This is a genomic window from Enterobacter cloacae complex sp. IR5428, assembly GCF_049238585.1.
In the GTDB taxonomy this organism is placed as follows: domain Bacteria; phylum Pseudomonadota; class Gammaproteobacteria; order Enterobacterales; family Enterobacteriaceae; genus Enterobacter; species Enterobacter intestinihominis.
In genome coordinates, this window is the sequence record NZ_JBMKHV010000001.1 from 281,424 (window position 1) to 303,792 (window position 22,369).

Annotated in this window: 20 protein-coding genes; 8 read left to right on the top strand and 12 right to left on the bottom strand. The window is 56.3% G+C overall.

Translation table 11 applies throughout. The features are described 5' to 3' along the window. Positions 1–2 precede the first annotated feature (2 nt). Genes ACOTXC_RS01285 through ACOTXC_RS01295 form a run of 3 tightly spaced genes read right to left on the bottom strand, consistent with a single transcriptional unit; the run spans position 3 to position 2,713 of the window. Positions 3–998, bottom strand: coding sequence for a DUF2891 domain-containing protein (locus tag ACOTXC_RS01285; RefSeq protein WP_180243616.1), 996 nt, complete (start codon positions 996–998; stop codon positions 3–5). 9 nt (positions 999–1,007) lie between these two features. Further along, the gene (locus ACOTXC_RS01290; RefSeq protein WP_038416071.1) at positions 1,008–1,994 is read right to left on the bottom strand and encodes a DUF979 domain-containing protein; all 987 of its coding nucleotides are present in this window, start codon (positions 1,992–1,994) and stop codon (positions 1,008–1,010) included. Next, positions 1,991–2,713, bottom strand: coding sequence for a DUF969 domain-containing protein (locus tag ACOTXC_RS01295; protein WP_421767322.1), 723 nt, complete (start codon positions 2,711–2,713; stop codon positions 1,991–1,993). The genes ACOTXC_RS01290 and ACOTXC_RS01295 overlap by 4 nt, the downstream gene beginning before the upstream one ends. A gap of 224 nt (positions 2,714–2,937) precedes the next feature. Between ACOTXC_RS01295 and ACOTXC_RS01300 the strand changes: the two genes are divergently transcribed. Then, complete coding sequence (locus tag ACOTXC_RS01300) at positions 2,938–3,486, top strand: winged helix DNA-binding protein (protein ID WP_421767323.1); 549 nt, start codon at positions 2,938–2,940, stop codon at positions 3,484–3,486. On the opposite strand, the gene glgX is transcribed toward ACOTXC_RS01300, so the two are convergent. From glgX to treZ, 3 genes are read right to left on the bottom strand one after another with little or no spacing between them, the layout of a single operon-like run. After that, positions 3,483–5,558: a glycogen debranching protein GlgX gene (gene glgX / locus ACOTXC_RS01305; protein ID WP_421767324.1), complete on the bottom strand. Its 2,076-nt coding sequence runs from the start codon at positions 5,556–5,558 to the stop codon at positions 3,483–3,485. The two genes, ACOTXC_RS01300 and glgX, sit on opposite strands and share 4 nt — an antisense overlap. Before the next feature lie 15 nt (positions 5,559–5,573). Then, positions 5,574–8,042 carry a malto-oligosyltrehalose synthase gene (treY, locus tag ACOTXC_RS01310; RefSeq protein WP_421767325.1) on the bottom strand — a complete coding sequence of 823 codons (2,469 nt, stop codon included), beginning with the start codon at positions 8,040–8,042 and terminating at the stop codon, positions 5,574–5,576. After that, a complete protein-coding gene (gene treZ, locus ACOTXC_RS01315; RefSeq protein WP_421767326.1) occupies positions 8,039–9,826 on the bottom strand; it encodes a malto-oligosyltrehalose trehalohydrolase in 1,788 nt (595 codons plus the stop codon). The genes treY and treZ overlap by 4 nt, the downstream gene beginning before the upstream one ends. Before the next feature lie 131 nt (positions 9,827–9,957). On the opposite strand from treZ, the gene ACOTXC_RS01320 reads away from it, so the two are divergent. The 4 genes from ACOTXC_RS01320 to ACOTXC_RS01335 all read left to right on the top strand — a co-directional run bounded on the left by ACOTXC_RS01320 (position 9,958) and on the right by ACOTXC_RS01335 (position 13,476). Beyond that, on the top strand, positions 9,958–10,485 hold the full coding sequence (locus tag ACOTXC_RS01320; RefSeq protein WP_022648161.1) for a GNAT family N-acetyltransferase: 528 nt from the start codon (positions 9,958–9,960) through the stop codon (positions 10,483–10,485). Between the two features lie 111 nt (positions 10,486–10,596). Further along, positions 10,597–11,481: an SDR family oxidoreductase gene (locus ACOTXC_RS01325; protein ID WP_421767327.1), complete on the top strand. Its 885-nt coding sequence runs from the start codon at positions 10,597–10,599 to the stop codon at positions 11,479–11,481. 107 nt (positions 11,482–11,588) lie between these two features. Beyond that, on the top strand, positions 11,589–12,566 hold the full coding sequence (locus ACOTXC_RS01330; RefSeq protein WP_421767328.1) for an MBL fold metallo-hydrolase: 978 nt from the start codon (positions 11,589–11,591) through the stop codon (positions 12,564–12,566). Between the two features lies 1 nt (position 12,567). Then, the gene (locus ACOTXC_RS01335; RefSeq protein WP_063841991.1) at positions 12,568–13,476 is read left to right on the top strand and encodes a LysR family transcriptional regulator; all 909 of its coding nucleotides are present in this window, start codon (positions 12,568–12,570) and stop codon (positions 13,474–13,476) included. Here the strand turns inward: ACOTXC_RS01335 and ACOTXC_RS01340 are convergent. After that, positions 13,467–14,351, bottom strand: a complete 885-nt coding sequence (locus tag ACOTXC_RS01340; protein ID WP_421767329.1) for a LysR substrate-binding domain-containing protein — start codon at positions 14,349–14,351, stop codon at positions 13,467–13,469. The genes ACOTXC_RS01335 and ACOTXC_RS01340 overlap by 10 nt on opposite strands. Before the next feature lie 111 nt (positions 14,352–14,462). On the opposite strand from ACOTXC_RS01340, the gene ACOTXC_RS01345 reads away from it, so the two are divergent. The 3 genes from ACOTXC_RS01345 to ACOTXC_RS01355 all read left to right on the top strand — a co-directional run bounded on the left by ACOTXC_RS01345 (position 14,463) and on the right by ACOTXC_RS01355 (position 17,658). Continuing rightward, positions 14,463–15,944 carry a UbiD family decarboxylase gene (locus ACOTXC_RS01345; RefSeq protein WP_421767330.1) on the top strand — a complete coding sequence of 494 codons (1,482 nt, stop codon included), beginning with the start codon at positions 14,463–14,465 and terminating at the stop codon, positions 15,942–15,944. A 129-nt stretch (positions 15,945–16,073) separates the two neighbouring features. Then, positions 16,074–16,361, top strand: coding sequence for a VF530 family DNA-binding protein (locus ACOTXC_RS01350; protein WP_022648167.1), 288 nt, complete (start codon positions 16,074–16,076; stop codon positions 16,359–16,361). A 7-nt stretch (positions 16,362–16,368) separates the two neighbouring features. Further along, positions 16,369–17,658 carry a glycoside hydrolase family 10 protein gene (locus tag ACOTXC_RS01355; protein ID WP_022648168.1) on the top strand — a complete coding sequence of 430 codons (1,290 nt, stop codon included), beginning with the start codon at positions 16,369–16,371 and terminating at the stop codon, positions 17,656–17,658. A 39-nt stretch (positions 17,659–17,697) separates the two neighbouring features. On the opposite strand, the gene dsbG is transcribed toward ACOTXC_RS01355, so the two are convergent. From dsbG to ACOTXC_RS01380, 5 genes are all read right to left on the bottom strand, one after another. Continuing rightward, the gene (dsbG, locus tag ACOTXC_RS01360) at positions 17,698–18,474 is read right to left on the bottom strand and encodes a thiol:disulfide interchange protein DsbG (protein ID WP_165715933.1); all 777 of its coding nucleotides are present in this window, start codon (positions 18,472–18,474) and stop codon (positions 17,698–17,700) included. A gap of 41 nt (positions 18,475–18,515) precedes the next feature. Next, entirely contained in the window at positions 18,516–19,073 is a 558-nt protein-coding gene (locus ACOTXC_RS01365; RefSeq protein WP_173651615.1) for an RNA polymerase sigma factor, read from the bottom strand. 5 nt (positions 19,074–19,078) lie between these two features. Next, entirely contained in the window at positions 19,079–19,492 is a 414-nt protein-coding gene (locus ACOTXC_RS01370; RefSeq protein WP_063149932.1) for a hypothetical protein, read from the bottom strand. 191 nt (positions 19,493–19,683) lie between these two features. Next, positions 19,684–21,234 (bottom strand): methyl-accepting chemotaxis protein, encoded by a 1,551-nt coding sequence (locus ACOTXC_RS01375; protein ID WP_421767331.1) that lies wholly within the window; start codon positions 21,232–21,234, stop codon positions 19,684–19,686. A 95-nt stretch (positions 21,235–21,329) separates the two neighbouring features. Next, on the bottom strand, positions 21,330–22,346 hold the full coding sequence (locus ACOTXC_RS01380) for a LacI family DNA-binding transcriptional regulator (RefSeq protein ID WP_017693400.1): 1,017 nt from the start codon (positions 22,344–22,346) through the stop codon (positions 21,330–21,332). Positions 22,347–22,369 lie beyond the last annotated feature (23 nt).

Genomic DNA, 22,369 nt, shown 5'->3' on the forward strand with positions numbered 1-22,369 from the left:
CGCTACTCCAGTGCCAGCAGCGCAAAACTCGCCAGCCAGTGCCCGCCGCTGTAGTGACTGCCGACAACATGCTCCACGCTTGCCGAGAGATGGCGCGCAACGGCATCGCGTAATGGCTTTCGGGCGTGATGATTTTCCGGCAGGGCGCGGGCAATGTGCTTCATACACCAGGCACGGCTGAGGTTGAGACCGTCCAGATGCGCGATTTTCGGGTCGGTGCGATCGCTCACCTCAGCCGGGTTCATGAGCGCAGAAATGGCGCCCACTTCAGGCAGAAACGCATCGAACCAGGCCGGGAAATCCTCCACCACCTTACTCATCAGCAGGGCCTCGGTCAGCGCTCCGGAGATATACTCGTCGCCACCCGGCTCATAATGCGCAGGATAATGCGTGTCCGCGAGGTAAAACCGCGTTGCCGCGTCCAGGATGGCGCGCTCAAGCGTGTCATCGTTCACCGTCCGGGCATAATCCAGCCCCAGCGCGAGCGCAAACGCCGTGTTGTAGTGCGTCCCGACGCGGATCGGATAGGTAAGCTTGCTGAGGTAATCCACCAGCCGCTGGCGAATATCCCGCGTTAACGGTTGCAGCGTCTGGTACCAGCGCTCCGCCTGCGGCAGTGACGATTGTTTCAGCTCCTGCGCCAGCGCCAGCAGCCAGCCGTAGCCATAAGGTCGCTCAAACGACGCGCGGAACGGCGCGGTAAAATAGGCCAGCTCCTTCGCCACCTTCTCGTCGGTCAGGTGTTCTTCGAAGAGAGTGATGATCTCTTCCCGACACGGCAGTTCGGGCCAGAGACGCAGGCAGCGCAGCAGCAGCCAGTAGCCGTGCACCGCAGAGTGCCAGTCAAAACAGCCGTAAAAGATCGGGTGCAGCTCGCGAGGCGGCAGAACGTCGCCGTCATCGTTGAGCAGATGCATAATGTGGTTCGGGTATTCCTGACGTAAATAGGTCAACGGCATTCTGGCGAAGGCGTCAGCCTGATGTTGCGTTAATTCCATTGCAGCTCCTTAGCGAAACACGAGGAAATACATTAAGAACACGTTCACCACCAGCAAGGTTAACGCGGTCGGGATCTGGATCTTGATAACCTGATATTTGTCTTTTAGCTCCAGCAGCGCGGCGGGCACGATGTTGAAGTTGGCGGCCATCGGGGTCATCAGCGTGCCGCAATAGCCTGCGTACATGCCGATAGCCAGCAATGGTGCCGGGTTACCGTGATGGACGTTAATCAGGAATGGCAGAGCGATACCGGCGCTTAACACCGGGAAGGCAGCGAAGGCGTTGCCCATAATCATGGTAAACAGCGCCATTCCCACGCAATAAATGACCACCAGCATGAAGCGGCTGTCCGGGTTCACAAACAGGCTGACCACCTTTTGTACCGATTCGCCGGTATTCGCCACCACAAACACCCCGCCGAGCATGGCGAGCATCTGCGGCAGGATCACCGCCCAGCCAATGGTATCGACCAGCCGACGCGACTGACGAACCGCATGCAGCGGCGTACCTTTTGTCAGCCACCAGCCGGTGAGGATAGCTGCCACACAGGCCACGCACAGCGCCGCCAGCGTAAGCTGCTTCTGGTCGAGCAGATAGACACCGCCAATCGACACGCCTTTCAGAAACAGCGTCCCGATGACCGTCACCACCGGGATCATCAGCGCGGGCAAGAATAGCCAGTTTTTCAGCCGGTGTGATGAGGCAACCCGCTCCTCCTCGGTGGACATTTTATAATGCCCCTTCCCGACCAGCCCGAAACCGGCCAGTAGCGCAATCACGATAACGGCGCCGCCAATAATGCGATACGCCAGCGACTTACCCAGCTCCTGCACCATCAGATCGCCAAACAGGAAGATCCCGCCAAACAGAAACCAGAACAGCGCGGTGGTATAGCGTTTCGGGTTAGCGCGATCGCGAAGGGTCATCACAACCAGCAGCATCACGACAAAGCCGATCAGGTAGTACACGCGGTTAATGGTTATAAAGGTCATCATGGTGCGATCTCCTGCGTACCCTGCTCTGCTCTCCAGGCCATCACGTCGCGACGAATGCTGGCGTCGAGGCGCAGCAGACGCGTCATATGGATGATCAGTGCCGCAATAGCGGTCGGAATGGCCCACAGGCCGATATGCAGCGGTTCGATCCCCTCGATCCCGTTCTCTTTCAGGAACGCATCAATCAGCAGTACCGCGCCAAAGGCGATAAAGATATCTTCCCCAAAGAAAACCGCGATATTGTCACACGCGGCGGCATGGGCTTTGATTTTGTCGCGGATAGTCTGCGGCAGTTCGCCGTATTCATTCAGGGCCGCCCCTTCGGCCATCGGCGCCAGCAGAGGACGCACCGTTTGTGCGTGACCGCCAAGCGACATCAGGCCCAGCGCAGCCGTCCCTTCGCGGGCAACAAAGTAGAGCATCAGGATACGCGCCGAGGTGGCGCTGGCGATCTTCGCGACCCAGGTCTGGGCGCGCTCTTTCAGCCCGTAATACTCCAGCAGGCCAATCACCGGCAGGATCAGAATGAAAGTGGCGAGCGATCGGCTATTCACAAACTTTTCGCCAAAGGTTTCCAGCAGCATACCGAAATCCATGCCAACCAGCAGGCCCGTTGCCAACCCCGCCACCACGACAACCAGCAGCGGGTTGAAACGCAGTGCAAAACCAATAACCACCACCGGAATCCCGATAAGTGGCAACAGTGTAGAACTGTCCATAAACGTTACCCTATCCAAAGTGAGCGTTGCGCGCCGACGGCTATTTTTTATACTTCGCAGCAGAGCGAAGCCGGTGCATTACGGCGCGCGATGTTGTGTGTTGCGTGAGGCTCCACAGAACCTGCACTAAAAAGCTATATCTGAACGTCAAAAACATGTAAACAATTTATCAATAAAATGTTCTTATTTTATCGACGGGTTTACATTCTGGAGAAAGGATCGGTATGACGACAAAGAAAACGAAAACAGCGTTAAACCACGACGACATTGCGGACGGGCGTATCGTCTCCTCCCGCCATCTCGTCTCAGAGCGATGTGCCGAACTGTCGGAGCTGGAATACGCGTTGATCATGACCAGCAATGCGTTTAACAAATGGATGGTGCGCTGCATGACCGCAGCAGGTGAACCGGATATGGGCGCTTTCGACGTCTCGCTTCTGCACCACGTAAACCACCGCAACCGCAAGAAAAAGCTGGCCGACATCTGCTTTGTGCTGAACGTGGAAGATACCCACGTGGTGACGTATGCGCTGAAAAAGCTGGTAAAGGCGGGTTACGTCACCAGTGAAAAAGCGGGGAAAGAGCTCTTTTTCTCGACGACGGAGGAAGGCAAAGCGCTGTGCATGAAGTACCGGGATGTACGGGAAGCCTGCCTGATCAACATTCATGCGGAAAGCGGCATTCCGGGCGCGTCGATTGGTGAGACCGCGCAGTTACTCCGCGCGATCTCCTCCCTGTATGATACCGCCGCACGCGCGGCGGCCTCGCTTTAAGGACGGCGGAAAAGCGTTATGCTCCGCCCGGCCAGTTCATAATCGACGGATTCCGTGATGATTTCCCCTGTGGGGGCATCATCCGCCGTCGAAAGCTCCAGCACCCAGCCCCCTTCGCCAAACTGCGGGATCTGGAATGGCACCGTGCCTTCAAACGGGTTGAACAGCATCAGCACGTCGTGCCAGATGCCCTCTTCCTGCTCAAGATCCGGACGGCTGATGGCAAGACCAAGGGTGGAACCCTCGTCCCACTGCTCAGACTGCTGCGGTCCGCCACCGGCGTTAAACCAGCGGATCTCAAGCCCATCGCGCCAGTTTTCACGGCGCAGCAGCGGCTGCTCAGCGCGCAGAGCAATCAACCGACGGGTAAAGTCGCGCAGCTTCTCGTCGTTTTCAGAGAGTCCTTCCCAGTTTATCCAGGAGATCTCGCTGTCCTGGCAATAGCCGTTATTATTGCCCTTTTGCGTCCGGCCAAACTCATCACCTGCCAGCAGCATCGGCGTGCCGTGGGAGAAGAAGAGCGTGGTGAGGAAGTTGCGCTTTTGCCGCTCGCGGGTGGCGATAATATCCGGATTCTCCGTCGGCCCTTCTTCACCGTAGTTATACGACCGGTTATCGTTATGTCCGTCGTTATTATCTTCCCCGTTATCGGCGTTATGCTTCTCGTTGTAGGATACCAGGTCGTTCAGCGTAAAGCCGTCATGCGCGGTGATAAAATTGACGCTGGCCCACGGACGACGTCCTCGCAGATCGTACAAATCACCGGACCCTAACAGACGGGCGGCAAAATCGTTAGAAACGTTATCTCCCTTCCAGTATTCACGTACCGTGTCGCGGTATTTGTCGTTCCACTCGCCCCAGCCTGGCGGGAAGCCCCCCACCTGATACCCCCCTGGGCCGATATCCCACGGTTCACCGATAAGCTTCAGCTTCGACAGCACCGGATCCTGGGTCACGGCATCAAAGAAGCCGCCGCGCGGGTCGAATCCCTCCGGCTCGCGTCCGAGAATGGTTCCGAGGTCAAAGCGGAAACCGTCAATCTGCATCGATTCCGCCCAGTAACGCAGGGAGTCCATGACCATCTGCAACACGCGCGGGTGCGAGGTGTTTACGGTGTTTCCGGTGCCAGTGTCATTAATGTAATACCGGTGCTGATTCGGCATGGTGCGGTAATAGCAGAAGTTATCAATCCCCTTAAACGACAGGGTTGGACCCAGCTCGTTGCCCTCCGCCGTGTGGTTATAGACCACGTCGAGGATCACCTCGATGCCCGCGTCATGATAAGCACGCACCATGTCGCGGAAACCCTGGATCCCCGCCGGGCCGTAATAGCGGGACGCTGGCGCAAAGAAACCGAGCGAGTTATAGCCCCAGAAGTTTTTCAGGCCGCGATCGAGCAGGTGCTGATCGTCAGGGAACCAGTGAACCGGTAGCAGCTCGACCGAGGTAATGCCGAGGCTTTTGATGTACTCCACCGAGGCTTTATGCCCCATCCCCTCAAACGTACCGCGCAGTTCAGGCGGAATAGCCGGGTTAAGCTGGGTAAAGCCTTTTACGTGGCTTTCATAGACCACGGTATGCGGCCACGGGATATCGGGCCGGCGTGAGTCCTGCCAGTCAACGGCATTGGGGTCGATGACCTTACATTTGGGCGTAAACGGCGCGCTGTCTCGCGTGTCAAAACTGAGATCCAGCTCGTCGTGTCCCAGCTCATAGCCGAAGTGGGCATCGTTCCACTCAATTTCACCTACCAGTTCACGGGCATAGGGGTCAATAAGCAGCTTATTGGGGTTGAAGCGGTGACCCTTCTCCGGATCGTAGGGGCCGTAAACGCGGTAGCCATACAGCGCCCCCGGTTTCAGGTCCGGCACATAGCCGTGCCAGACCTCATGGGTATATTCCGGCAGTTCCAGACGGGCGATTTCTGTTTTTCCCGAAGGATCAAACAGACACAACTCCACCCGCTCAGCGTGGGCGGAAAACAGGGCGAAGTTCACCCCTTTTCCGTCATAATTTGCGCCCAACTGTTGGCCATGACCGGCCCGAATTTCAAACGTTGTATCCTTTGGCATTTTTGTTCTCCTCAATTATTCGCAGGTAAGCAGAACCAACAAACATCCCTTTTCAGACGTTAAATCCAGCGTCTCTGGCAGAAGGCGACGCTCACCGGTAAACAGATCCCGGTAGTGCTTCCCGGCCAGCGCCTGGGGTATGGCCACGGTAGTATTGGCCCACAGCATCGCATTATCGGTGACGTCAAACACCAGGCGCGGCACGGCGACGATCAGCGCCTCGTCATCTTTGATGCGGGCATAAACGATCAGATTCTCCTCCCGCTCGCCGGTTACCTTCAGCGGCAGCCAGTCGCCGTAGCGGAAAAGCGCAGGGTAATGTGGCCGAAGCCGTAACAGCGTGGCGGTGACGTACTGCTTCACGCTGCCGTCTCGCCAGCGTTGCGCATCGTTAAAAACGGTGCCATCCGCTACGCTGAGGTTTTCCGCCAGTGCGGCGAAATCCGGTTCGCGGCGGTTATCCGGGTCGACGAGGCTGAAGTTAAGCCCCTCGCTGCCCTGGTAGATGTCCGGTACGCCAGGCGCAGTCAGTTTGATCACCGTCTGGCTCAGGCTGTTCATTAACCCAGCCCGAATAAACGGCTGGAGTGCGGCACTGAAATCACGCAGGAACAGGGTGTTATCCGGGGAAAGCAGATGGCGCACGTAGTCCAGGACCACGCTCTCGTAACCTTCGTTGCTGTCGATCCAGTCGGTACGCTGCTTGGCCTCGCGCAGGGCTTTCTCGATAAAGCCGAGGAAACGCTCTTCCAGTGACTTAAGGCCATCACGATCCTCAGGCGACAGGGTTGCTGGCCAGACGCCCGCCAGCGCCTGGAAGATCATCCAGGTGTCGGCGGCGTTCGGCGCGGTGCCATCGTTGAGGAATCGGACCTGCGTCTGGTTCATCTGCCGCCAGCGCGCCAGATTTTCTCCCCACAGATCTGGCGCTTCCGTCAGCGTATACAGACGAGCTCGTGCATCCTCGCCGCGTTTGGTGTCGTGGGTGGAAGTTCCCAGCAGCGCATCGGGCTGACGGGCAAGTCGAATGCGCATCTCCTGATGAAAACGGGAAAGTGAAAACGCGCGCGGCGTCGGGTCGGCGCCGACTTCGTTCAGGGCCAGCTCCAGGTTATGGCGGAAGAACAACGTATCCTCTACCGATTTCGCCATCAGCGGCCCGGTCAGCTGCTGAAAACGGGTGCGGAAAAGCGAGGCCAGTGCGTGGTCATGCTCGGGCAGATCGCCGGAAAGAATACGCACAATCAGACTCAGAGCGGGTTCAGAGGTGTTGACGCTGGCGACCACGCGGCTGAGCAGCGCCACATCCGGTGACGTCAGCCCCTCAGCGGTGCCGTAGGTGCGATACACCGGAAACGCGATAAGCAGCTCGCGCAGGGCATGGCGGATATCCTCATGCTCCACTTCGGCACCGTTATGCCCGGCCAGCTCGCTGGCTATTTTGAGCAGCGTGGTAAATTCACCTTCAAAATTACGATCGGTCATCAGGCCTTTGGCGTTGCGAAGTTCCGCCTGCCTGTCAACGGTCGTACCCAGCGTCTCGTCGTAGAGCGTCTCCAGCCGCGAGAGGTTGGTATCATCCACCAGCACTTCCGCCAGGGAGGCGATAAACTCATAGCCCGTAGTACCTGAGATGGGCCACTCCGGAGGAAGCTGTTCCCCTTTGGCGAGGATCTTCTCTACCGTGATGTAGCAATCCGGTCCGGTCGCCGCACGCAGTCGCTGCAAATAACCCAGCGGATCGGCAAGCCCGTCCACATGGTCAATGCGCAGGCCGTCGACAACCCCGGCGTGGACAAGCTCAAGGATCAGGCGGTGCGTGTCTTCGAATACCGCCTCATCCTCTACCCGCACGCCGACCAGCCCGGTGATTTCAAAAAAGCGCCGCCATGAAAGCTGTTTCGGCGCTTCCCGCCAGGACATCAGCCGCCAGCTTTGCGCCTCGTGGATCTCAGCGATGCTCTTGCCTTCGGCATACGTGCCGGGATTAAGCGGATAGGCGGTATCATAGTAAACCAACGCCGCGCTGTCGGTGACACTGTCACGTTTCAGGGTGATAGCCCCCCGCTCCAGCTCGGCTTCAAAGGTGTCGCCAAGAAACGGCAACGTCAGCGGTCGGGACCAGTCGATATCAAAATATGCCGCATAGCGGCTCTGCCGACCATGCTCGATAACATCGCGCCACCAGCGGTTTTCCAGCGAGGTCGACATATGGTTAGGAACGATATCCAGAATCAGCCCCATTCCCGCCTGCTTTAATGCTGCCGCCATGCAGTCAAACCCTTCCCGCCCGCCAATCGCCGGGTCGATTTCGTTGGGGTCGGTCACGTCATAGCCGTGGGTGGAATCCGTGGTTGCGGTGAAAACAGGCGACGCGTAAAGATGGCTAATTCCGAGGTCTTTCATATACGGAATCAGGTCCACCACGCGATCGAAGGTCATGCCGTTGCGAAACTGAATTCGGTAAGTAGAGGAAGGGATCATAGCGCTGCTTCTCCATCAGCAAAGCGAACAACAATACTGTTCGGCGGCAGGTTTTCGACTGCCTCCGGCCAGCTAAAGATCGTTTTTCCGGGCAGGTCCGCTAAGGCGAGGGGCTTTTTGCCGATATTCAGCGCCAGCGACAGCGTACCGGACGGAAAACGCCAGCTCACGGCAACCATGCCGAGCGCCGTTTGCAGGACGTTACCCTCCACGGCGCCCCGCTGTTTCAGTAACGGGACGATAAAGCGTTGACGCAGCGCAATCAGTTCGCGCGTAACGTGCAGCCACGCCCTGCCTTCCTCCGTGTCTGCCTTGTTCCAGTCAAGCTTCGACCGCATAAAGGTATCTACGTCATTGGGGTCCGGTACGGTTTCATCGTGCCCGGCATGGCCGGTAAACTCTTTCGCGCGACCCTCCCGCACGGCTTTCGCCAGGTCGCCGTGGAAGTCGGTGAAAAAGAGGAACGGATGCGTTTCGCTATACTCCTCACCCATAAACAGCAGCGGGATATGTGGCGACAGGAGCAGCGCCGCGAACAGCACGCGCGTTTTCTCCGCCCCAGCCAGAGAGATAAGCCTCTCCCCCTGGGCACGGTTGCCGACCTGGTCGTGATTCTGAATAAAATCGACAAAAAACTGCGGTGGTTGCTCGCGACACTCTACCCCGCGCGATTTCCCGGTCTGAAGCGAGATTTCCCCCTGGTAGACAAAGCCCTCTGCCAGCGCCCGCGCCAGCTTTTTCTCCGGCTCAAAGGCAAAATCCTGATAATAGGCGTGTGATTCCCCGGTCGCAAAGACATGCGCGGCGTTGTGAAAATCATCATTCCATTCGGCGGTGAAAAGCGGTGTCTGACCATGTTCATCGCGCGGGTGCAGGAAAATCACGTTGCGACTGTCTTCGGTGGTCAGATGGATATGCCGATCTGGAAAGGCGTCGCGGATCCGTTGCGCTATCTCGGGAAGAATATGGGTCTCAGCGTCGTCATGGATCTGGTCGATGGCGTCGAAGCGCAGACCGTCAAGATGATACTCCGAGAGCCAGAATAACGGCGCCTCAGCGATGTATTGCCGGACGGCTTCAACCTCATAGGCTATACCGTTGCCCCACGGGGTCATACGATCCTGATGGAAAAACGCCGGCGAGAGCAACGGCAGGTAGTTCCCTTCCGGGCCAAAGTGGTTGAGTACAATATCCAGCACCACGGAAAGCCCGAGCGCGTGGGCGGCATCGATGAAGGCATGAAAATCATCCGGTGTGCCATAAGCTGAGTGCGGGGCATACAGCAGTACGCCATCATACCCCCATCCGCGCGCGCCCCCGAACTGGGACACGGGCATCACTTCCAGTTGCGTAATACCCAGTTCGGCCAGATAAGGCAATTTATCGATGGCCGCCCTGAAGGTTCCTTCCCCGGTGAAGGTGCCGATATGCATCTCGTAGATCACCGTCTCTTCCCACGGTCGTCCTTGCCATTCCCGCTGAGTGGGCAGGCTGCGACGCGGGTCGATCACCACCGACGGGCCGTTGACGTCAGCCTGTTGCGCGCGGGAGGCCGGATCCGGCACCGCCATTCCATCCTGTAAAACAAACTGATACGGCGTACCGTGTCTGACGCCGGGCACGTCAACCTGAAACCAGCCGTCGCCCACCGCCGCCATCGGAATGTCGGTGTCGGTTAAACGCAACGTGAGATCTTTCTGCCCTTCTGCCCAGACGCGAAAACGTACAACGTCATCGGAAATAAACTCAGCACCCCAGTGCCTGCGACATGTTCTGAATTCCATTCATTGTCCTCGAATGACCACATTTTACGCGGAACGAAATACAAGCTTAGACCAGGATGAACAGAGTGTTATGCCAGCAGGGTATGCCGCTTCGTCTATTATCTATTTATAACTCCCACTTAAGGAATACTATGCATATTCGAAAAGGATTAAGCACCGACCTCGCCCGTCTTGAATGTTGTGATTTTTCTTTTACGGTCGATGAGATTGCCAGAGAACCTTTTCTCAATGGTGATTTGCATATCGAGGCGCTAACCGATCCTTATCATAAAACCTATGAACTGGATCTCCAGACGCTGGAAAATCATTGCGTTAATCCCGATTCAATATTTCTTATCGCCGAAACGGATGACGGTGAAATCGCCGGTTTTATTACCGCGTCCTGCAACTGGAATAAATTTATTTCGGTGGATTACATTGCCGTGGAGCGTTCAAAACGCCGAACGGGCGCGGCGCACAAGCTGATGTCTGCCACCCACGTCTGGGCGCGAAGCCTCAATGCGCCCGGCTTACGGCTGGAGACGCAGAACGTTAATGTTTCTGCCTGCCTTTTCTATCGTCACTATGGGTTTATTCTGGGCGGTTACGATCGTTACCTTTACAACGCCCTGCCGGAAAAAGATGAGGTCGCCCTTTTCTGGTATTACATGCTGGCTTGAGAAAATATTTTATATTCGCCACTGGAATATAGATTTGTCTGAATTTGTCAATTTTGCCCGCTTACGTTTAATTAACGACTAATCTTGGAATTCACTATTAAGGAGGCCGGTATGTCTACAGGAAATAATCACACGCTGCATTACCCTCGTCCACCGTTTGCAGAACAACCGCAAAGGGCTCCCGGGCTGGCATCGGAAATGAAGCCAATACCGGATCATGGTGAAACAAGTTATATCGGGTCAGGAAAACTGGCAGGAAAAAAAGCGCTGATTACCGGCGGTGATTCCGGCATTGGTCGCGCGGTAGCCATCGCCTATGCCCGTGAAGGTGCAGATGTCGCTATTGGCTATCTGCCGGAAGAGGAGTCCGATGCGGCATCGGTCATTGCGCTGATTCAGGCCGAAGGCCGTAAAGCGGTCGCCATTCCCGGCGACATTCGCGTGGAGTACTTCTGCGACACGCTGGTGGAAAAAGCCGTTGCCGAACTGGGCGGCCTGGATATCCTGGTGAATAACGCCGGACGCCAGCAGTACTGTGAATCTATCGACGATCTCACCACGGCAGATTTTGACGCGACGTTTAAGACCAACGTCTATGCCCCCTTCTGGATCACCAAAGCTGCGCTGCGCCATTTGCAGGAAGGTGCCGTGATCATCAACACCACTTCCGTTCAGGCGTTTAAACCGAGCGCGATCCTGGTGGACTATGCGCAGACCAAAGCCTGTAACGTGGCCTTTACCAAGTCTCTGGCCCAGCAGCTTGGGCCGCGTGGCATTCGGGTGAATGCCGTCGCGCCAGGTCCATACTGGACGCCTCTTCAGTCCAGCGGCGGTCAGCCTCAGTCTAAAGTTCAGAAGTTCGGGGAAGATACGCCCCTGGGGAGACCGGGTCAGCCGGTTGAAATCGCACCGCTGTATGTGCTGTTTGCCTCCGATTCCTGCTCATACGCTTCCGGGCAAGTGTGGTGCTCTGACGGCGGTACCGGCGTGCTGTAAAGCATCCTCTCAGACCTATCCATTTCATGGATAGGTCACATTCACTCCCCTGCTGTTCTCAAAAATCGCAGTTGAACTATGATGAACTTACTATTAAGGAGCCCATCATGTTTACTGTGAAAAAACTCGCGATATCAACCCTGTTGACCGGTTCAGTTTTATTCTTTCCAGCGATCCACGCGGTGGCTAGCGTTCCGCAGCATGTGGTGAAACAGCAGGCTGGCGGCTACAGCGTTCAGGTTGGCGACACGATTATCACCGCCTTTACGGACGGCAGCGTGCCGCAGGATCTTCACGCCTTACTGCGCCGGACGACGGCGGAAAATACCGATGCGTTACTGGCCAAAAACTTCCAGGCCAATCCGGTGGAAGCATCGATTAACGCGTTTTATATCGCCTTGCCCGGTCACAAAATCCTGGTGGATACCGGTTCCGGTCAGCTCTTTGGCCCCGGCAAAGGCGGGCGGCTGATTGAAAGCCTGGCGACCCAGGGCATCAAACCCGAAGATATTACCGATATTCTAATCACCCATGCGCACTCAGATCACGCTGGTGGCCTGGTCAAAGACGGTCAGCGCGTGTTTACCCGCGCGCAGGTCTATGTCGGCAAACCGGATATCGATTTCTTCTTTAACGACAAGAACCAGAAAAAGTCTGGCTATGACCAGAACTACTTCGATGTCGCGCACAAGACATTAAAGCCTTATCTGGATGCCGGAAAAGTGAAGACTTTCTCAGGCTCCGAACAGCTTCTGCCGGGCATCAGCGGTACGGTTCACCCGGGCCACACCCCAGGTTCCGCGTTTTACACGCTGGAGAGCAAAGGTGAAAAAATTACCTTTGTCGGTGACATCATCCACGTCGCCGCAGTTCAGTTCCCGCAGCCCAACGTGACGATTGCTTACGATGAGGATCAGGACGGCGCCGCCCGGGTGCGCAACGCAGCTTTCGCTGAGTTTGTGAAAAACAAAGATCTGATTGCGGCGCCACATCTGCCTTTCCCCGGGATCGGCTATGTGACGAAAGGTGAGCGGGACGGCTACGCGTGGGTCCCGGTGACCTATACCAACCGTGACGCAAAATAAGATGTCCCCCTCCGATATGGATATGGACCTGATCCTGACGCTGGATGCGTTACTCAGGGACCAGAATATCACCCATGCGGCCGCGCGGCTGGGCATCAGCCAGCCAGCAATGTCTGCCCGCCTGGCACGCCTGCGCGTGTTGTTTGGTGAGCCGCTGTTTGTCCCTTCCCCACACGGACGTGGGGTGTTACCGACGCCGCGCGCCGAAGCGTTAAGGCCGCAGGTCGCGACGGTTTTGCAGGGTATATCGGCGATGCTTGAACCCACCACGTTCAACGCGCAGAACAGCAACCGCACTTTTGTTATTGCCCTGCACGAAAACCCGGCGCTAATGCTGGGGGCTGAGTTGCAGAATCAGATTAGCAGTGCGGCACCAGGTATCCGCCTGCGTTTTGCGCTCCCGGAAACCCAGCTGCTGTCAGCGCAGATGGAAAATGGCGATGTGGATATTTATGTTGGCGTTAATGCGGGGGCGCACGATGCATGGGTCAGACGCAAACTGTTTGACGATGAATATGCCACAGCCCAGCGGAAAGGCCATCCGCGCGGTACGGGGCCGGTGGATCTGGAAAGCTATTGTAGTCTTTCACACCTGGTGGTTTCATCCGAGGGCGACCCGTTCGCGGGCTTTGTCGATCAGCATCTGGCGGGGCTTGGCCACCAGCGTAACGTGGTGATGTCGACGCAAAGCTATGCGATGGCGCCTGCGATTGTTGCCGGTACCGATTTACTCTGCACCCTACCCAGGCGCATGTTGCTACGCTTTACGCAAACGCTTGATATTTTTCCGCCGCCGCTGGATCTCCCGCCGATCGTCATCGGTATGTACTGGCATCCGAAAAACAGTCAGGATCCGGCTAATCGCTGGCTACGTGAACAGCTTCTTCAGGCCGCCGGACGTCAGGTATGATCGAGGATACTCAGCAATTTTTTCAGGACCTCAGAGCGAATAATCCGGTGGCAAACCAGCGTCAGCTCGCTCTCCCGGAGTCGGTCAAGAATATCCACAAAGACGACGTTTTGTACGCATATCGCCTTCGCTGAAGCTGGCAGCATGGCGATGCCAAACCCTGCCGAGACGAGGCTTATCACCGTGGGGACATCGGTGGCATTTTGCACAACGTCAGGCTGTACGCCCGCGCTGTGGCAGGCATCATAGAAATATTGCTCCAGCCCCATCCCCTCCGGGTCGCGCAGGGCGATCCACTTCTCCTCTTTCACCGACGCAAGCGTCAGCGCGGCGGAGCCCGCCAGACTGTGTTGACGAGGTAAGGCCAGCACGGCTTTTTCCGTTGTGAATGGACGGCTTTGAAGATCGTCAGGCAGCAGCGGTAACGGGGCACGAATAATGGCCACATCCAGCTGGTTGCTTTGCACGCCGGTATAAAGTGTTTGCACGTTTCCCGTCATCATGGAAAGGCTGATGGCTGGCCATTTCTCATATAAAAGCCGCAGCGCGTCGGGCAGCTTACTGTCGAATATCGCGCTTGAAACGCATCCGAGATTCAGCACGCCCTGTTCCCCTCTGGCCGTCTGTCTGGCATCCAGAATCGCCTGATCGGTCATAAAAATCGCCACTCTGGCTTTACTGAGAAACGCCTCACCGGCTGGCGTCAGCGTCAGGCGACGATTCGCCCGGCTAAAGAGCATTACCCCCAGACGATCTTCAAGCGTTTTGATTTGCTGGCTTAGTGCCGGTTGCGCCATGTTAAGGCGCTCCGCCGCACGATGCATGTGAAGCTCTTCCGCCACCACGATAAAATTGCGCATCAGTCGAAACTGCATACTGTGCCTTCAGTATTGATAATAAAATTCATATTAATATAGCATAAATGATGCAATTGATAGCCTTCTTCGTCCGGTTAAGAATGGATGCAATCATCCGAGGGGGAAAATATGGAAAACCACATCAACGATCTCAGAAGTGCTATCGAACTGCTCAAACGCCATGAAGGTCAATACCTTGAAACCAACCATCCGGTCGATCCTGACGCGGAGCTGGCGGGTGTGTACCGGCACATTGGTGCTGGCGGCACGGTAAAACGTCCGACGCGCATCGGCCCGGCCATGATGTTTAACGCTATTAAGGGGTATCCCGACTCCCGTATTCTGGTCGGTATGCACGCCAGCCGCGAGCGGGCGGCGCTCCTGTTGGGCTGCGAGCCCTCTGAACTGGCAAAACATGTCGGCCAGGCGGTGAAAAACCCGATTGCTCCCGTTGTCGTCCCGGCGGACCAGGCGCCGTGTCAGGAGCAGGTGTTTTATGCCGACGATCCGGACTTCGATCTGCGTAAATTGCTTCCGGCACCGACCAACACGCCGATAGATGCCGGTCCGTTCTTCTGTCTGGGGCTGGTGCTGGCAAGCGATCCGGAAGACGCCTCGCTGACCGATGTCACTATTCACCGTCTTTGCGTTCAGGAGCGCGATGAGCTCTCCATGTTCCTTGCCGCGGGCCGCTATATTGAAGTGTTCCGTAAGAAAGCCGAAGAGGCGGGCAAACCCTTGCCGGTCACGATCAATATGGGTCTCGATCCCGCTATCTATATTGGCGCCTGTTTCGAAGCCCCTACTACGCCCTTCGGCTACAACGAGCTGGGTGTCGCCGGTGCGTTACGTCAGGCTCCCGTCGAGCTGGTGCAGGGTGTGGCCGTAAATGAAAAAGCGATTGCGCGTGCGGAAATCATCATCGAAGGCGAACTGCTGCCGGGCGTGCGCGTAGAAGAAGATCAGCATACCCACACCGGGCACGCGATGCCGGAATTTCCCGGCTACTGCGGGGAGGCTAACCCCTCCTTGCCGGTAATTAAAGTGAAGGCCGTCACGATGCGTCATCAGGCGATCCTGCAAACCCTGGTAGGACCGGGCGAAGAGCACACCACGCTGGCCGGTTTGCCAACGGAGGCCAGCATCCGGAATGCGGTGGAAGAAGCCATCCCCGGTTTCCTGCAAAACGTCTATGCGCATACCGCTGGCGGGGGCAAATTCCTTGGGGTATTGCAGGTGAAAAAACGCCAGCCTTCTGACGAAGGGCGTCAGGGTCAGGCGGCCCTCATCGCGTTAGCCACCTATTCCGAGCTTAAGAACATTATTCTCGTCGACGAAGACGTGGATATTTTCGACAGCGACGACATTTTGTGGGCGATGACGACCCGTATGCAGGGCGATGTCAGTATCACCCATCTGCCGGGGATCCGCGGTCACCAGCTCGATCCGTCTCAGGCGCCGGACTACAGTCCCTCCATTCGTGGCAACGGGATCACCTGCAAAACGATTTTCGACTGTACGGTGCCCTGGGCGCTAAAATCCCGCTTTGAGCGTGCGCCTTTTATGGAGGTAGACCCGACGCCGTGGGCACCTGAACAGTTTAAAAAATAGTATTAACCGGAAATCCTCTTCACCCTTTACGGGTGAAGAACCTCACGCTGAAATTGCCGCGTCCCCTGCTTTCTTGTAACCTTTGAGCGTTTATCACATCCCCATAAAAAATGAGACTACCGGACGCCTATGACAGCACCTATTTCCAACGATCCTTTGCATGGCGTAACGCTTGAAATGCAGGTTAACGCGCTGGTTGCGCGATATGGCTGGAATGAACTGGGCAACCGAATCAAAATCAACTGTTTTCGCAAGGACCCGAGTGTTAAATCGAGTCTGAAGTTCCTGCGCCGGACCCCATGGGCGCGGGCGGAAGTTGAAGCCCTCTACCTCGACTCCCTTCACGATGACGGTAACGAGGAACAGGACGAACCGGCGTTTAATCCCTGGACGGATGGCCGGACACCCAGGAGCTAACACGCAAATGATGCGACACGTAAAACGGACTGGCGCACTGCTTGGCTGCGCGCTTTTACTGGTAAGTTGCACTTCCAAACCACCCAAATCACTCGTTACCCCGCTGCCGCAGGCGAAACCTGTACAGCAGACTAACGAACCCATGCGCGGGATCTGGCTGGCGACCGTCTCCCGTCTCGACTGGCCCCCCGTGTCATCGGTGAATGGCCGCAGCGCGGACCAGCGTATCGCCCAGCAACAGAAGGCGCTGACGGACAAGCTCGATAAGCTGAAAAAGCTTGGGATCAACACCGTCTTCTTTCAGGTAAAACCGGACAGTACGGCGCTGTGGGCCTCTGAAATACTGCCGTGGTCAGATACCCTGACCGGGACTATCGGGGAAGACCCCGGTTACGATCCGCTCCAGTTTATGCTGGATGAAGCGCACAAGCGCGGGATGAAGGTTCACGCCTGGTTTAACCCTTACCGCGTCTCCACCAATACGAAGCCGTCGACCATCGCCGCGCTTAACCGTACCTCATCGCTTCATCCCTCCAGCGTCTACGTCCAGCATCCGGAGTGGATCCGCACCTCGGGGGATCGTTTTGTTCTCGACCCGGGCATTCCCGAGGTGCGGGACTGGATAACCCAGGTGGTGATGGAAGTGGTGAATCGCTACCCTGTCGACGGCGTTCAGTTCGATGACTATTTTTACACCGAGACGCCGGGCTCAACCCTGAACGATGCCTGGACCTTCAGGCGCTACGGCGAGGGATTTGCGTCGAAAGCTGACTGGCGTCGGCACAATACGCAGCAGCTGATTGTGCAGGTATCAAGGGCGATCAAGCAGGCAAAGCCTGAGGTTGAATTTGGCGTCAGCCCTGCGGGTGTATGGCGCAACCGCTCCTTCGACCCGGCAGGATCGGACACGCGCGGTGCCGCAGCCTACGATGAATCCTACGCTGACACGCGAAAATGGGTACAGCAGGGTTTACTGGATTACATTGCGCCGCAGATCTACTGGCCCTTCGCCCGCGACGCGGCACGATACGATGTGCTGACAAAATGGTGGGCTGACGTGGTGAAACCGACCCATACCCGCCTGTATATCGGGATCGCGTTCTACAAAGTGGGCGCGCCTTCCAGAAACGAACCGGACTGGACGGTGAACGGCGGCGTACCGGAGCTGAAAAAACAGCTCGACCTCAACGATTCACTGCCAGACGTAAAAGGCACCATCCTGTTCCGTGAAGACTATCTTAACCAGCCGCAGACGCAGGAAGCCGTAAATTACCTCCGGGGGCGCTGGGGTAGTTGACTGAAAAAAGGCAGAAAAGCCTTGTTTCTGCCTTTCTTTTTACGGCTTCGGCCCGAACATCGCCTCAAGCTGTTTTGCGTCTGGCATGCCCACGACCTGCTGCAGTTCGTTTTGGTCATTCAGGTAATAAATAGCCGGTGTGGCATTTGCGCCGAGACTGTCCATAAGCGTCTGGTGATTTTGCAGGATCTCAACGGTTTCCCGTGAAGCCACCCCTTCAGGTTTAGGCAGCTTTTTACCGCCGGACAGCTCGTACTCTTTCCAGGCCGACACCGGATCTTTGGCATTCAGGATCGCAGAGGCGTTACGCCCGCTGTTCGGGTTAAGAAACGCAACCAGCAGCGTGTTGAGCTGGACCTTGCCGGCCTTCACCCACGGCTGCGCTTCAGCCCAGAACTGCTTGCAGTACGGGCAGAACGGGTCGGCAAAAACAAAGACTTTGCGCGGGGCGCTCTCCGCGCCCTCTTTCAGCGGATGCGCCGCATTGAGCTTTTTCCACATCTCGCGGCCCATCGGGGCGTAGATCTCTTTCTGGAAAAAGGCCTCGCTGAGGTTGGTTCCCTTCTCATCATACAGATAGCCAGACACCACGTGCTTTCCGTCAGGGGTCAGAAAGAGCGTCACGCCCATGTCCTGATACTGCCCCAGCCACGCTGGCGCGCCGCCGGGGGCATCAATTTTCTTAATGATTTTGATATCCTGCTGCTCACTGAAGTGCTTTACCACATCCGGAAGCGACTCCTCTGCCCTGACCAACCCTGAAACCAGCAGAGCAGAGAGTAACAGCATCTTTTTCTTTGCTAACAGTTGAAGCATAACGACCCCTCTAAGATATTGTTTTTCAGAGTGGTCGAACTTTATTGCCCTGTCAACGCTTCATAAATATCCTTGAGGCGACTACGCAAAAATCGCACGGCTTTGTGTTTGCGGGATAATAACGCCTGCACGCTGTCGCCCGTTTCCTCCGCCAGCACCTTCATGGTGTATCCCTCAAATTCCGTTTTTTCAAACACCTCGCGCTGTGGTGGCGGCAGTTCCGACAGGGCTTGCCCCAACTCTTCCCACAGCAGCATGTTGAGATACTCCTCCTCCGGCGTTTGCGGTACGCCGAATAACGTTTCTGCAATCTCCTGCTCCGGAAAGTCCTCGTCATCTGCCGTCAGGTACCCCGGCAGTGAAACCTCATGCTTTTTTCGCGCCCGGTCGATCATCTCATTTCGCGCGGCGCGAAACAGCCAGGCGGCGACGTTCTCGACCGGTTGTTCCACTTTCATCAACTGCCAGGTCACTTCCTGAAGAATATCATCGACATCATCACGAACCGCAGTCCGTCCGCGAATGAAGGCTTTTAGCCGTGCGCGGCAGGCATTGAGTGCCGAGATCAGTAATGATTCCCCCGCCTCACCGGCTTTCATATCGCTCACTCAGTTTCCGGCGCTTTCGCAGCGTTATCATCTCGCTTCTCATCCCGGTCATCGTGCCACCGGCAATGACCGTGACGACCAAATCCTGCCCGACGCTGCTGAATGAAGGCTTCACGTTGTTCGGGGGTCATATTCATCCAATGTGCGTGCATACGACGGTGTGCACCGAACATGCCTGGACGAAAACCCAGCCCACCGAAAAGAATGCGGCTCAGCAGCAGGATCCCCAGCGCCTGCCAGAAGCCAATGGCTTTAACCCCCAGGATGGCCGGGAGTAACGCGTTCCACAGGGACATGACCAGCAGGCCAAGCACCACGAACAGGACTGCGCCTATCACAATGCCCTTGTACATACGATGGCGGCCCAAACCACGCCCGTGACCTTTTCCGTGCATATCAAAATTTCTCATGTGTACCTCGTTTATGTTGAATGATTATGGTCTCTGATGAGGTAGACGGATGAGGAACAGAAATATTGCCGGGGAAAGATAAAATTTATGTGATAGCGGCTTTGTACGGATAACAGTAATGGCTGAAGGAGATTGTGCAGCGGCTGAATGCAGACATTAAAAAGGCTCCAACAGGAGCCTTCCTCATTTAATCACGCAATTGCCGGCAGACGAAAACTCGAAATACTCTGCGACAGCTGCTGCGCCTGCTCCTCCAGCGAGGCCGCGGCTGCGGCGGATTGCTGCACCAGCGCCGCGTTCTGCTGGGTCACACCGTCCATCTCCGTTACGGCCTGCCCAACCTGACCAATTCCACGGCTCTGCTCTTCTGAGGCAACCGAAATCTGTTCCATCAGCGTATGCACTTTATTCACAGAGCTGATAATAGAATCAATCACCTCTCCCGAACGATTCACCAGTTCCGCACCGTTTTTCACGCTGGAAACAGACTGGGCGATAAGGCTTTCGATATCCTTCGCCGCCACCGCGCTTTTCTGGGCCAGGGTGCGCACTTCACTTGCCACCACGGCAAATCCTCGCCCCTGCGTACCGGCACGCGCCGCTTCAACGGCCGCGTTCAGCGCCAGAATATTAGTCTGGAAAGCAATACTGTTGATGACGCTGGTGATGTCCTCAATACGCTTCGAATTGGACGCGATAGTATTCATCGTTTCGATGACTTCACGGGTTACCGCTTCACCGGTATGGGCATTTTTCACGGCATCCTGCACCAGCTTACCGGCCTGGAAAACGTTATCGGTATTATTCGCCACCGTCGCACTCAGCTCTTCCATGCTGGCGGCCGTCTGGGTCAGGGCAGAAGCCTGTTGCTCGGTACGGGAGGCCAGGTCGATATTGCCGGAGGCAATTTCCTGCGCCGCATGCGTTACGGTGTGGCTGGCATCGCGCACCTGAGAAATGGTGGAGAGCAGCGCCTGGCGCATCTGCTCCATCGAGGACATCAGGTGATCGATTTCATTCCCGGAATCACGCTTGATCGGTACCGGTACGTCCAGCTTCCCGGCCGCAATCTGTCGACAGTGCTCGCGCGCCAGGTTCACTGGCGCAAAGACCACGCGTTTCATCAGCAGGCTGACGACGAAGATCACCACCACGAACAGCACCGCAATGCAGGCGATAATAATCAGACCCGACACAAAATTATGGCTCGCATCCTCGTTCAGCGTTGTGGCGTACTTCTGGTGAACGGAGAGAACCTGATCGAGCACAATTTCATATTGGCGATCGAGTTGAGACACCACGGGAATAAGAGCGTTGAACCGCGACACATCGTGAGCGGCGGCAGCGGCAATCAGCGGTGCCAGTCCCTGGTTACGGTAGTTTTGCCACGCCTCCTGGTAGGCAGTGACCAGCGGGGCTTCGTCCTGCAAACGCGGCGAGGCCATAAACGCCGAAAATGCACTATCGGCTTTGGTCAGCGCCTCTTTAACCGAGGCCAGTTTCGCAGACGAGTCGGTGGCGTCCCCCGCTTCCACCATTTTTACATACTCCATAACCCTGACGCGCAGGGTTCGGCTATGGTTAATGGGATCAATAATGGACAGGACCACCTGAATTTCTTTGTTCACATTATCCAGCGAAGTATTACTTTTAATGATGAGCCCAACGCTGGTGATGGTGCTGGCCACAAAGAAAAAAAGCAGGGAAAACAGGATAATCAGGGATGATTTTTTCAACGACATAACACACCTCAGGGATATAATTTCCCTTTGGTTATCGGCTGAATCCGATCTTTAATTAATTAAAGTTATTGATATATCCTTCAGACGTTACCCTGTCACTCCACGGCCTTGTATCGCCGTTGCAGTGTGGCATCCAGTTTACGCTGGATTGGCTCCGGCGTTTCCCCTTCAATCAGTTTGCCAATCAGATCAAAGCAGTGCCAGGCGAGCTGGCGGTTATCCTGACGAACGGTATCGACAGGAATGGTCAGAGAATCATAGAGATAGTGATCATCAAAGCTGGCCAGACGCATATCGCTTTGCAGCAGATTATGTTGCCCCATATAGCGCAACACCCCTTCCAGCAGACCGCAGGCGGCGGTAAAAAGGGCTTTTGGCGGGCGGCCCAGGCGCGCGCAAAGTTCGGCAAACATTTCGTAGCCGGAGCTCGGATGGTAATTACCATGAATAATCCACTCCGGACGTAACTCGACGCCAGCGTCACGCAGCCCCTGCTTAAACCCTTCCAGCCGGTCACGCGTCGGGGAAAGCCGCGGCTGGCCGCCGAGGAAGTAGAACTCATCCGGATGCTGGCGCGCAATGTCGGCCACCAGCGTGGCAGTCGGGGTAATTGAATCGGTGAGGACCAGCGGCAGAGAACTGTCGTTCATATGACGGTCAAAGAGCACAACGGGCAACTGCTCGCTCAGCTTTTGATAATCCGCGTCGTTGAGCATGCTGGAGGCGACAATCAGCCCGTCCACCTGGCGGGCCACCATGTTATTGACCACCACCGTCTCCTGGCCCGGATTTTCATCGCTACAGGAGATCAGCAGCTGAACACCCGCCTCGCGGCAGAGGGTCTCCAGCTCATGAGAAAAAACGGCAAACCCGTAGTTGGTGATTTCCGGCACCACCAGACCAATGGTGTGGCTGCGGTTGTCCCGCAGCGAACGGGCGTGAATACTGGGCTGATAATGATGTTCTTTGGCAATCGCCAGCACACGCTCGCGTGTCTCCTCCGCCACCCGAAGCTCTTTGCTGCGGCCGTTCAGAACCAGACTGGCGGTGGCTTTTGATACCCCCGCGAGCTCCGCGATATCTTTAATGGTGACGCGTTTTGTTTTTCTCACAACGACTTAGATCCGGCTGCCAA